Raw genomic sequence first — 13,060 nt, 5'->3', positions numbered from 1 at the left:
TCGCAGCCGCCACCGGAGGTCACAAGGAGGTCGTTCGACCCTTGAACACACTACCCCCACCCGAACGGCTGATCCCTGGATTCCCACGCGTGTCAACTCACGTGCGCCCAAAGCGTTTAGGGAGACGAACCGCGTTCCCCATGACGCCCAGGCGAATTCACACCTTGTACATATCGGGCGCGAAGTCAGGCCTTCACCACGGCCCGTCCGTACGGCACGAGTCGCACCGGACCGACGAGCCCGTAGCTCTGCCGCTTGGCGATCCCGAACACCGGCGCGTTGGAGACCCGCAACCGGTTGAGCAGCGAGGTGGCGACCTCGACCTCGATGGTGTTGGTGCCGCGGCGCAGGTAGGGACCGACGTCCACGACCGGCGTCAGCTGGTCCGCGGGTGGCAGGGCCCGTCCGTTGACCGTGACCCGGTAGGTGTCGAACACCTCGCCCAGCTCCAGCCGGGCGCCGTGCCCGCCGGTCCAGGCGGCACCCAGCTTCACCGTCGTGCGATAGCGGCCCACGCCCGACGCGTCGGCCAGTTCCGGGATGTCGGGCCAGGGCCTGAGCCCGTCGAGTTCGACGGTGCGCCGGGTCCTGGTGGTGGTCGAGGCGGTGGCGCCCGGTGTCCAGTCCTCGGCGGTCAGGGTCCAACGGGTGAGCGCGACCGGCTCGGCGACCTCCTCGATGGTGGCGCTGACGGTGGCCCCGCTCTGGAGCGTGGTGGTGTAGGTGCCGGGCCGTGTGTCGCGGATCTCCAGCCGGCCGTCCTTCGCCCGTCGGACCTCGGACGCCTGGCTGGACGTGGCGGTCCAGCGGGGCGCGGGGCCGGGCAGCCACCTTCCGGGGCGGGCCGTCGCGATGATCGTCGTGGCTCCCGGATCCAGCGTGATGCGGAGCCGGATACGTCCGTCGTCGAGCCGTGCGTAGGCGGCGAGCGGTTCGATGGTGCCGGTCCAGGCGTCCAGCACGTAGGGGACGACGTCGGGTCTGCGGGTGGTGAGTGTGACGTCGTGGCTGATGCGCGTGCCGGTCGAACCCTTCTTGCTGACCGAGTCGTTGGCGAAGAAGTAGTAGTCGGCCTCCGTGTCGGCCCGGTGGGCGTGCAGGAGCATCGAGGACTGTGCGTACTCGACGTCGCGCCCGAGGCCGAGCGCGGCGATGGCCTGCGGGACGTCGGGGCGGTCGGGGACGTTGAACACGCCGGGCTGCGCCAGGAGTTCGGAGATCAGTGCCAGGAGGCGCTCGTTCTCGCCGGACGCAGGCAGTCCGGGTACGTGCCCGTCCTTCCAGTCGCCGATGACGATGATCGGCAGGCCCTTCCTGGCGTGGCCGACGAGCTTTTCGGCGACGTCCAGTTGGAGCGTGTGCTCACGGCCGATCATGACGTCCCCGTCGACGAGGAGTGCCTTGAACGCCGGGCCGTCGGGGGCGAAACGGCCGTCGCGCACCACCGCACCGGGCAGCGAGAGCAGGCGCGGGCTGAGGAAGAGGTGCGTCCAGCCGACCGGTACGCCGTCGCCGCTGAACCAGGACGCGCCGAGCCCCGAACCGGCGTAGCCCTTCTGCCACAGCACGCCGATGTCGGCCTTGTTGACGCCGGTCTGCAGGACCAGTTGGACGCGGCTCAAGTACCCGGCGATGTCCGGCACATGACCCCAGGTGGGCTGGCGGGGGCCCCAGGCCTCGCCGTAGCCGGCCCCGCCGTGGTACGGCGAGAAGGCGGCGAAGCCGGGCCAGACCGCGCCCGGCGCCTCGGCGTACGCGAAACCGTGGAACACGGCCTGGTTCACGCCGGCCGCGTACTGGGTCACGAGCTTCCTGAGGGTGGCGTCCCACGTCGTCGCATAGGCGCCGCCCGCGGTGCCGCCCGCCTCGTTGGACAGCACCAGCTTGCCGCCCATGTCCCGGCCCCCGGCCAGGCAGCGGAAGTCGTCGAGGTTCTTGAACCCGAGGGACTCGCCCTCCGGCTGGTCCAGCAGCGCCGCCTTGTACATCGCGTCGGTCTGCAGGCCGTACGGCTGGACGCGGAGTTGCAGACCGAGACCGTGCGCCCACTTCTGCACCGGGAGCAGGTGGTTCTCGACGTACAGCTCGGTGACCACTTCCATGTAGTCGCGGCGGACGGCCTTGTTGGTGGCGTCGTCGAAGGCGAAGGCGTACTTCTCCTTCGTCTGGAGGAGCGCGGGCAGGTACGGCGCGAGCGAGTAGCCGATGCGGCGTTCGAACTCGGCCATGATGCCGGGCGTCCACAGCGTCGCGTCCGTCTCGATCTCGAGGGAGTCCTCGAACAGTGCGCCCCCGGTGTCCCGCAGCAGCGCGCGGATGCGCGGGGTGAGGATGCGCCGCTCCCAGAAGTCGATGACGGCCCGCGTCCCGGCCTCGCTGAAGTGGTCGACGACGTAGCTGAGCGGGGCGGTGTGCGCGGGGCCCTCGGGGCGCTGGCCGGAGCCGCGTTCATAACAGGCGATGACGAGCCAGTCGCCGTCGTCCGGCGCGGTCCACTCCAGCCGTTCGTCCTGTACGTGCGAGGTGAGGTCGACGACCGATTCCTTCTCCAGCCGGACGGGGAAGGCGGTGGGCGAGGTGCCGGCGGCGACGCGGGCGGCCTGCACGGATCGCAGCGTGCGGGCTTTCGCATCGGAATCGGGGGCGGTCACGGGGTCGGGGAGCGGGCCCGCGACGTCGGTGCCGCCCGGGACGACGGCGACGCCGTGCGCCAGCTCCTTGATCGCGGCGCCGCTGTCGGGCGTGATGCCGGGGACCGCGGCGGGCCAGGCCGGTCCGATCGTGAGGTCGACCACGACGTCGCGCTTCTTCGCCTGGCCGAGGGCCGCCTCGACGGCGCCGACCCATGCGGGCGTGCCCCATCCGTGACGGGCCGGGTCGATCGGCTCGGAGACGCTGTGCGTGACCGCCGCGATCTCCACGCCGCCGAATCCGGCGTCCGCGATCTGGTCGATCTCCCGTCGGATCTCGTCCGGGTCCACCAACGCGTCCGGCCACCACCACCGGAACTTGGGACGTACCGACGCGGCGGGGGAGGCGAACGACCGGGCGAACGCTCCGCCCGGCCTCGCCGACGTCCCGTCTGCCGTCGTCGGCGAAGTCGCCGTTGCCGCGGTGGCGGTACCCGCCGAGAGGGCCGTCACGGCCCCGGCCGCCGCCGCCATCTTGAGCACCGCCCGCCGCCGCAGGCTGCTGTGTTCTCCGTCGACTTCCTGCCCAGGTGTGTGTCTCATAGCGGCTCCGTTTGAACGTTTTAATGACCTGGCCGGAACTTACGCAGCCGACTGGGCGGCCGCAAGGGTTGGGCGGAGACGGATCTTCCAGCCGGGCTCTTCTGCCGTCGGTAGCGCCGTCCACCAGCAAGTGCCTGGGAAACTCGGTCGGGTGGTGTCAACGTCCGGACCAGGGTCGCGATGTCGGAAGCCTTGACTCCCCTCGAGGCCCCGCCTACTTTGCCGGACGGCTGACAAAAACGATTCAACGCACTCCGAGTGGTTCTCCCTCCCCGAAGGAGCCTGGCTCTTGTCCGTGCGACCCCCAACGCCCAGCCCCAGCCGACGCCGCGTCCTGACCGTCTCGGCCGCCACCACCGCGGCGGCGGCGATACCCGTGGCGGCCGCCCGGGCAGACGATCCCGCAGGCACCGACCCGTCGGCCGATGCCGGACCGGCCACGGAGGCCGTCAGACCGGCGCTGCGCCCGTTCCCGCTGTCCGCGGTCCGGCTCCTGGAGAGCCCCTTCCTCGCCAACATGCGCCGCACCTGCGCCTACTTGCTGTACGTCGACCCGGACCGGCTGCTGCACACCTTCCGGCTCAACGTGGGGCTGCCCTCGGCCGCGGAGCCGTGCGGCGGCTGGGAGGCCCCGGACGTCCTGCTGCGCGGCCACAGCACCGGCCACCTGCTGTCCGCCCTCGCCCAGGCCCATGCCAACACGGGCGACGACGCCTACGCCGACAAGGCCCGCCTCCTGGTCGCGGCCCTCGCCGAATGCCAGGCGCACGCACCGGCCGCCGGCTACCGGCAGGGCTACCTCTCCGCCTTCCCGGAGGACGTCTTCGACCAGCTCGAAGCGGGCGGCAAGCCCTGGGCGCCCTACTACACGCTCCACAAGATCATGGCCGGCCTCCTCGACCAGCACAGGCTCAGCGGCAACGAGCAGGCCCTGAACGTACTGACCGCCATGGCGGCCTGGGTGGACTCCCGTACGGCGCCCCTCACCCACGACCGCATGCAGGCCCTGCTCCGCGTCGAGTTCGGCGGCATGAACGAGGTGCTGACGAACCTGTACCTCGAAACCGGCGACCCCGCGCATCTGCGTACCGCCCGGCGCTTCGACCACGAGGAGCTCTACGAGCCGCTGGCCGCCGGCCGCGACGAGCTCGCGGGACGGCACGCCAACACCGAGATCCCCAAGATCGTGGGCGCGGCGCGCAGTTACCGGGCGACGGGGGAGCGGCGCTACCTGGACATCGCCACCCACTTCTGGAAGACCGTCGTCCGGGACCACACGTACGCCATCGGCGGCAACTCCAACCAGGAGTTCTTCGGGCCACCCGGGGAAATCGTCAGCAGGCTCTCCGAGGACACCTGCGAGAACTGCAACAGCTACAACATGCTCAAGCTCGGCCGGCAGCTCTTCCTGCTCGACCCCGCGACCGCCGCGTACATGGACCACTACGAGTGGACCCTCTACAACCAGATGCTCGGCGAGCAGGACCCCGACTCCGACCACGGCTTCGTCACCTATTACACCGGCCTGTGGGCCGGTTCGCGGCGCCAACCCAAGGGCGGACTCGGTGCCGCGCCCGGCAGTTACAGCAGCGACTACGACAACTTCTCCTGCGACCACGGCACCGGCATGGAGACGCACACCAAGTTCGCCGACAGCATCTACTTCCGCTCCGCCGGTCAGGGGGCGAAGGCGCTGTACGTGAACCTGTTCATCCCCTCCGAGGTGACGTGGCAGCAGACGGGCGTGTCCCTGCGCCAGGAGACCGGCCATCCGGAGACCGACCGCACCCGACTCACCGTCACCGCCGGCGACGCACGCTTCGCCCTGAAGATCCGCGTCCCCGCCTGGCTCGCCGCCGGCGGACACCGGGCCACGGTCCGGGTCAACGGCCGCGCGACCGGATCGCCGGCCCGCCCGGGCCGGTACCTCACGATCGAGCGCCGCTGGCGGCGCGGCGACACGGTGGAACTGACCTTCCCCCGCGAGCCCGTCTGGCAGCCGGCTCCCGACAACCCCCAGGTGCGGTCGCTCTCCTACGGTCCCGTCGTCCTCGCCGGGGCCTACGGGCCGACCGAACTCCTGACCATCCCCGGCATCCGGCCCGCGTCCCTGCGGCCGGTGGCGGGTGTCCCGCTGGAGTTCACCGCCGAGGCCGACGGCCGCCAGGTGCCGCTCCGGCCCTTCTACAAGATCCACCACCAGAACTACAACGTCTACTGGGCCGTCACCCCCCGCCCGGGCCGCGAACGCGACATCGCCCGCTACCCGCTCGACGAGGGCACCGGCACCGCCGCCGCCGACCGCACCGGCACCTTCCCCCGCGCGACGCTGACCGGCGGTGCGACCTGGTCCACCGACGGCCCACGCACCGCGGTGCTCCTCGACGGCGTGGACGGCCACGTCACGCTGCCCGAAGGGCTCCCCGCCGGACTGACCGAACTGACCGTCGCCGCGCGCGTCCGCATCGACTCGCTCGCCAACTCGGCCCGCGTCTTCGACCTCGGCTACCACAAGAGCACCTACCTCTACCTCGCCGCCCGCACCGGCTCCGGCAGGGCACGCGCCGCGCTGAAGATCTCGGGCATGGAGGGCGAGGACGTCGTCGACGCCGCCGGGCCCCTGCCGCAGGGCCGGTGGGTCCACGTGGCCCTCACCCTGGCGGGCGGCACGGGCATCCTCTACGTCGACGGCGTGGAGGCCGGCCGCAACGCCGTCATGGTCACCAGCCCGCTGCTGCTCGGCGCCAGCACCCGCAACTTCCTGGGCCGTTCCCAGAACTCCACGCATCCCTACCTGCACGGCGCGATCGCCGACTTCCGCCTGCACAACCGTGCACTGACGGCAGCCGAGGTGGCCGCGCTCGCCGCCGGCTGACAGCCCACCGCGCACCCACCCGACGTCCCACCCGAACAATGGAGTTCACGTTGCCCGATTCCGACCTGACCAGACGCCGCTTCGTCGTCTCCGCGGGGGCGGCCGGCGCCGTCCTCGCCGTCGGCCTGCCCGGCACCGGCGGGGCCGCCCACGCCGCGGACGCCGAGACCGGTACCGCCCGCACGTCCGGCTATGCCCCCGAGGACTTCGCCGACCCGCGCCGCGACAGTCGCCCGACGGTCTACTGGTACTGGAACGGCACGGTCACCCCCGAACTGGTCGAGACCCAGATGGCCGACCTGCGCTCCAAGGGCATGTACGAGGTCATCCTCTTCCCCTTCGACAACGCCGAGATGCAGCCGGTGTTCTTCACCGAGGACTGGTTCGCCGTCGTCGGACACGTCCTGCGCGTCGCCGAGCGCACCGGCATGCGGGTGTGGATCTTCAACGACGACCACTTCCCGAGCGGCCGCGCCGGCGAGTACATCGTCAAGGGCGGCACCGTCGGCTCCCGCACCTACGAACCCCGCCCCGACCTGCGGCTCAAGGCGCTGTGGCGGTCCACCACCGTGGTCGAGGGGCCCGCCTCGGCCGACCTCACCGCGACCACGGGCGTCGGCGTCGACACCGGCCGCCTGGTGGCCGACGCCGACGTCCTGGGCGGCGCCGCCGTGATCGGCCGGGGCGCGGGGTGGACCGACTGCACCGTCACCGGGAGCGCCAAGGCCGAGCACGGCGCGGCCGGGCTCGTGGTCCGCGCCTCACCGACCGGGACCGACGGCTACGCCGTGGAGTTCGACCAGACCGGCGTCGTCACCGTGCTGCGCCTGACCGACGGCGCGGCCCCGGCCGAGCTGGCCCGCAGCAGCCGTACCGAGGGATTCAACCGGACGAAGTACCACACGCTCGCCGTCACCGTCCGCGGCGACAGCATCGGCGTCACCCTCGACGGCAAGGACAAGGGCACCGTCACCGACGCCCGCCACACCACCGGCAGCGCGGGCGTGCGCGCCGTCGACGGGCAGCGCGCCCTGTGGGAGAGCCTGACCGTCACCGCGGCCGACGGCACCACGCTGTACGAGGAGGCCTTCGACGCGGCCGCCGTCGCCGGCGACTTCCCGGCCCGCCCCCGGCCCGAGGGCACGTCCGCACCCGTCGCCGCGGCGGCCCGCCCCGTCGGCGCCACCGGCACGGAACACCTGGTGGAGCTGACCGACGACCTCCGGGCCGGACGCGCCTGGCAGGTACCCGCGGGCCGCTGGCAGATCGACGTGTTCGGCGACAGCGCGCTGATCGACGACAGCCAGGGCTACAGCCGCAGCTACGTCGACCTGCTCGACGACGAACCCGTCGACCTGTTCCTCGACATGATCCCGGGGGAGTACCACCGCCGCTTCGGCCGCTACTTCGGCAACGTTGTCCCGGGCTTCTGGGACGACGAACCGTACTTCGCCTCCGCCGAGGCCCACTTCAAGCGCCTGCCCTGGTCCCCGGCACTCGAGGGCGCGCTGCGCGCCGTCGGTGTCGCACCCGGCACCGCGTACGCCTGCGCCTTCGACGACCTCGGCCGCGACGGCCGGATCGCCCGCGGACGGTACTGGCAGGCCGTCTCCGACCGCTTCGCCGAGTACTTCCACAAGCAGTCCCGCTGGTACGAGAAGCGGGACGTCGCCCTCGTCACCAACCCCCTGTACGACGAGACGTCACCGTCCAAGCGCATCGCCTCCACCGGCGACCTGCACAAGGTCCACCAGTGGGCCCAGGTCCCCGGCGGCGACATCATCACCGCGGAGTACGTGGCCGGCGAACCCACGATGATCCCGCGCAACCCGGTCAGCGTCGCCCACCAGATGGGCCGCGAACGCGCCCTGCTGGAGGCCTTCGGCAACATGGGCTGGCAGGTGGCGCCCGACTTCGCCCGCGCCCTCGTCGGCGCCAACGCCGCCCGGGGCATCAACCTCACCGTGCTGCACGCGCTGTGGACCGACGAGACCCGGGTGTACTTCCCCCCGCCCTTCGGACCCCGCGCCCCGTGGTGGTGGGCCATGAAGCCGCTCGCCGACTGGATCGGCCGGGTCATGGAGGTCGCCCGCGGCACCTCCGCCGCACGGACCGCGCTCGTCCAGCCCCAGCGGGCGGCCGAGCAGTGGCGCGGCACCGACCGGCAGGGCGCCGTCGACAGCGCGCTGAGCGACGCCGCCCACGCCCTGGAGGCCGCCCAGGTCGACTTCGACCTCGTCCACGACGGAGCGCTCAGCGGCGACCGGGGACTGCTCGCCCACGCCACGACCCGCGGCGGCCGGCTCACCGTCGGCGCGGCCCGCTACGACCTGGCCGTCCTGCCGGTGACCCCGACCCTCGACGCCGCCGCGGTCCGCACCCTCACCGCCTTCGTGCGCGGGGGCGGCACCGTCGTCGCCGTCGGCGAACTCCCCCGGGACGAGGCGAACGGCGGCGACCGCGGCCTGGAGCGCGCGCTGTCCGCACTCTTCGGCGACCAGGTGCCCGGCAGCCGCCGCACCGGCGCCGGGACCGCCGTACGCGTCGCCGACGTGTCCGGACTGCGGGAGGCCGCACACGCGGCCGGCGTCGCCGCCGCCGTGCTCGAACCGGCCGCCGACGCGGTCAGGGTCCTGCGCACCACCCGCGGCAAGGACATCGCGTTCCTCGTCAACAACGAGAGCGGACAGGCCGTCGAGACGGTCGCCGCGCTGCCGGCCAAGGGCGTCCCGGAACTCTGGGACCCCGCCACCGGCATCGCCCGGCCCGCCCCCGTCTACCGCCACGACCGCGGCAACGACGGTCTCAGGGTCCCGCTGAGCCTGCGCCCCTACGAGACCCTCGCCGTCGTCGTGCGCTCCGCCACCCGGCCCCGCGCCCACCTCACCGACGCGGCGCTGCCCGTCGAGGACGTCACCGCCCGCGGGAGGGCGCTGCACGTCACCGCCGTCGCCGACGCCCCCGGCAGCCACCCGCTGGCGGGCACCGACGACCGGCACTCCTACCGCGGCACCATCGAGGTCACCGACCCGCTCCACGCCCTCGGCCTGGGCGGCGACTGGACGCTGACCCTGGACCGGGAGGGCGCCGAGCCCGTGACCCGCCCCCTGGGCAGCTGGACCGACCTCGCCCCGGAGTTCTCCGGCAGCGGCACGTACGCCACCACTCTCGACCTCGACCGGGACACCCTCCAGGGGCGGGGCTTCCGCCTCGACCTGGGCGTGGTCCGCGAAGTCGCCGCGGTCACCGTCAACGGGACCGAGCTGCCGCCGCTGCTGTGGAGCCCGTACACCGCCGACGTCACCGACGTCCTGCGCGCGGGACGCAACACGATCGCCGTCCGTGTCTCCAACACCCTCTCCAACGAACGCAGGAAGCCGCTGCCGTCCGGTTTGCTCGGCCCCGTGACCCTGCGGCCGTACCGCCGCGTCACGGCCGTCCTGAACCGTGTCTGACCCGGCAGGCGTCCGCCCCACCCGCACCCGCACCCGCACCCGCAAGGAGCACCCCATGAGCAGAGCGCTCACCCGGCGCGCCCACCGGCGCCCGGCCCTCCTCGTCGCCTCCGGCCTCACCGCACTCGTCACCGTGCTGCCCTCCGCCGTCAACGCCGACGCCAGGCCCCAGACCGGCCTCGCGCCCGTCGAACTGCGCACCCAGCACCTCGCCGAGGCCCTGGGCATCGACGACACCACGCCCTACCTGAGCTGGAACCTCACCAGCCGGGCCAGAGGCACCGTCCAGTCCGCCTACCGGGTCCAGGCGGCCAGCTCCCTCACCAGACTCAAGCAGGGCAGACCCGACCTGTGGGACTCGGGCAAGGTCCGCTCCGCCGTCCCGCAGGCCACCTACGCCGGCAAGGAACTCGGCTCCCGTGCGCGCGTGTACTGGCGGGTCATGCTCTGGTCCGACGGCAGCGGACGGGACTCCGGCTGGAGCGAACCCTCCGTGTTCGAGACGGGACTGACGAAACAGCAGGACTGGGCCGCCGACTGGATCACCCACCCGGACTGGCAGCTCGGCGAGCGGACCGTCGAACCCGTCGTCGTCGACCTGCCGCGCACCACGGCCCGCTACGTCCGCCTCGACGTGACCAGGCTCGGACTGCCGCTCGCCGACGACTTCCCCGCCGAGTCCTGGCGCCTCCAGCTCGGTGAGATCGACGTACGCGACTCGGAGACCGGGACCACGGGCCTCGCCAAGGGCGCCGCCGTGACCGCGTCCGAGACCCACACGGTCCGCAAGACCTGGGAGCCGGCCCTCGCCGTCGACGGCCTGCCCAACAGCGCGCTGCAGACGGCCGCCGGATACTCCAGCGCGCCGCACACCGGCCCCGACGTCTCCGACGCGCCGGTCGTGCTCACCCTCGACCTCAAGTCGGCCAAGACCTTCGACCGGATCGCCCTCTACCCGCGCGCCGACGTCCTCACCGCCGACGGCCGGGTGCCGCACTTCCCCGTCGACTACACCGTGTCCACCGGGGACGCCCCCGACGGCCCCTTCACCCGGGTGGCCGAGGTCACCGGCCGGCAGCCGCCGAAGCCGTACCTCCCCGCCGCACTGCCGCTGCTCGCCAAGGACTTCGCCCTGCCGAAGAAGGTGCGCAGCGCCCGGCTGTACGTGTCGGGCCTCGGCATCTACGACGCGAGCATCAACGGCAAGCCGGTCGGCGACGCCGTCCTCGAACCGGCCAACACCGACTACGCCGAACGCGTCCAGTACGCCACCTACGACGTGACCGACCGGCTGCGCTCCGGCCGCAACACCATCGGCATCGAGCTGGGCAACGGCATGTCCAACGTCGTCAGCACCGCCGACCGTTACCGCAAGCTGTACGGCAACCTGAGCGATCCGAAGGTCGTCGCCCAGCTGGAGATCACGCTCGCCGACGGCACCGTACGCCGCGTCGGCACCGGCGGTGACTGGCGCACCACCCTCGGCGCGACCACCTCCTCCAACTGGTACGGCGGCGAGGACTACGACGCCCGCCGCGCGATCCCGAACTGGAACAAGCCAGGCCAGGACCGCCGTTCCTGGAAGGCGGCGACCACCGTGTCCGGCCCGGGCACGGCCGACGACCCCGCCGTCCTCAGCGCGCGCGAGACCGAGCCCATCCGCGTCGTCGAGACGCTCGAGGGCAAGGAGGTCGAGGGCGCGGCCGAGGGCAGCCGGGTCTTCGACCTGGGCCGCAACATCGCAGGCTGGCCCGAGATCACCGTGACGGCCCCGGCCGGCACCGACATCCGCGTCCTGCCCGCGGAGAGCCTCAAGGACGGCCACGCCTTCCAGTCCATCAGCAACGTCGGCGGCCCGCTGTGGGACACCTACACCACCCGGGGCGACCGCTCCGAGACCTGGCACCCCAAGTTCAGCTACCACGGCTTCCGCTACCTGGAGTTGAAGGGCCTGCCCGAGAACGCGACCGTCTCCGTGCGCGGCAGGGTCCTGCGCACCGACAACGCCTCCTCCGGCGACTTCACCAGCTCCGACCAGCTCGTCAACGGCATCCACTCGATCATCCGACGGGCGATCGAGGGCAACATGATGAGCGTCCTCACCGACTGCCCCAGCCGCGAGAAGCTCGGCTGGCTGGAACAGAACCAGCTGCTCTTCCCCGTCCTCACCGGCAACTACGACATGGAGGCGTACTTCCGCAAGCTCGTGCGCGACATGTCCGACGCCCAGACAGAGGACGGGCTGATCCCCAGCACGGTCCCCGAGTACACGAATCTGCCGGGTGGCTACCGCAACGACGCCAACTGGGGCGGCGCCTTCGTCCTCGTGCCCTGGCAGCTCTACACCACCTACGGCGACCGGGACACGCTCACCACGTACTACCCGCAGATGAAGCGGTACGTGACCTTCCTGGAGCAGCAGGTGAAGGACGGCATCCTCGACTACGGCCTCGGTGACTGGTTCACCCCCGACCGCACGTTCCCGCGCGCCGTGGCCGGCACCTACGGCTACTGGCGGGTCGTCGACGCCATGAGCCGTATCGCCGGGGTCCTCGGTGACGAGGACGGCGCGGCGTCCTACCGCGCCAAGGCCGACACGAGCGCGAAGGCCCTGTCCGCCAAGTACTACGACCAGGCAACCGGCACCTTCGGCGGTGGCGGTCACGGCGCCGAGGCCCTCGCCCTGGACATGGGCGCCGTACCGGACGGTGAACGCGAGCGTCTGCTCGACCACTTCGTCACCAGTGTCGAGGCGGCCGACCACCACCTGGTGCTGGGCGAGATCTCGCTGCCCGCGGCCTTCCGCGTGCTCTCCGGGGCCGGCCGCGACGACGTCGTCCACGAGATCGCCACGCAGACCACCAGCCCCAGCTACGGCTACCAGGTGCTGAACGGCAACACCACGCTCGGCGAGTCCTGGGACGGCGGCCCCGGCCAGTCGCAGAACCACTTCATGCTCGGCGCGATCGACTCCTGGTTCACCGACCGGGTCGCCGGCATCGAGCAGGCCCCCGGCTCCATCGGCTACCGCGAGCTGCTGATCGACCCGGCGGTCGTCGGCGACCTCACGTCCGCGTCGGGCTCCTACCGGACGCCGTACGGCACCGTGCGCACCGACTGGAACCGCGACGGCGACCGGTACCGGCTCCGGGTGACCGTGCCCGCCGGCAGCACGGCCGAGGTCCATGTGCCGTTCACCGGAGGACAGGTCACGGCCCCGAGCGGAGCGAAGCCGCTGCGTTCCGAGAAGGGCGAGGCCGTCTACACCGTCGGTTCCGGCGACTGGACGTTCAGGTCGGTGTACGCGCCCGGCACGTCCTGATCCCGCCTGAGACGAAGCGATCCGGCCAACCTCCGCCGCTTTCCACCCGCCGGACAACCGGGTGTCCGGCCCGTCCCTCTCACAGCGCGGGCACAGCAAGTGCCCGCACCGTGCGGCTCCTGCGGCGGTCCTCGCGACCGCCGTGCCGCCGGCCGACTGCTTCCTTCTCACAGCA

General features: G+C 72.2%; 4 protein-coding genes. 3 read left to right on the top strand and 1 reads right to left on the bottom strand.

The genetic code is table 11. From position 1 onward, the window contains the following. Positions 1 to 185: 185 nt before the first annotated feature. Positions 186 to 3,233, bottom strand: coding sequence for a glycosyl hydrolase (locus tag ACIGO6_RS24760; protein WP_399879593.1), 3,048 nt, complete (start codon positions 3,231 to 3,233; stop codon positions 186 to 188). Positions 3,234 to 3,528: 295 nt separating this feature from the next. On the opposite strand from ACIGO6_RS24760, the gene ACIGO6_RS24755 reads away from it, so the two are divergent. The 3 genes from ACIGO6_RS24755 to ACIGO6_RS24745 are packed head-to-tail and all read left to right on the top strand — an operon-like array spanning position 3,529 to position 12,885. After that, positions 3,529 to 6,108, top strand: a complete 2,580-nt coding sequence (locus ACIGO6_RS24755; protein WP_399880072.1) for a beta-L-arabinofuranosidase domain-containing protein — start codon at positions 3,529 to 3,531, stop codon at positions 6,106 to 6,108. Between the two features lie 50 nt (positions 6,109 to 6,158). Beyond that, positions 6,159 to 9,563, top strand: a complete 3,405-nt coding sequence (locus ACIGO6_RS24750) for a glycosylhydrolase-like jelly roll fold domain-containing protein (RefSeq protein WP_399879591.1) — start codon at positions 6,159 to 6,161, stop codon at positions 9,561 to 9,563. A 55-nt stretch (positions 9,564 to 9,618) separates the two neighbouring features. Further along, on the top strand, positions 9,619 to 12,885 hold the full coding sequence (locus tag ACIGO6_RS24745) for a family 78 glycoside hydrolase catalytic domain (RefSeq protein ID WP_399879589.1): 3,267 nt from the start codon (positions 9,619 to 9,621) through the stop codon (positions 12,883 to 12,885). Positions 12,886 to 13,060: the final 175 nt, after the last annotated feature.

It is taken from the genome of Streptomyces sp. NPDC053750 (assembly GCF_044544295.1).
In the GTDB taxonomy this organism is placed as follows: Bacteria; Actinomycetota; Actinomycetes; order Streptomycetales; family Streptomycetaceae; genus Streptomyces.
Note: the sequence above shows the minus strand (reverse complement) of the source record. Positions and strands in the feature narration are given on the sequence as shown.

Bases quoted from the DNA above. Each gene is read 5' to 3' on its own strand.
- ACIGO6_RS24745 (WP_399879589.1), top strand. From the start codon at position 9,619: ATGAGCAGAGCGCTCACCCGGCGCGCCCACCGGCGCCCGGCCCTCCTC.
- ACIGO6_RS24760 (WP_399879593.1), bottom strand. From the start codon at position 3,233: ATGAGACACACACCTGGGCAGGAAGTCGACGGAGAACACAGCAGCCTG.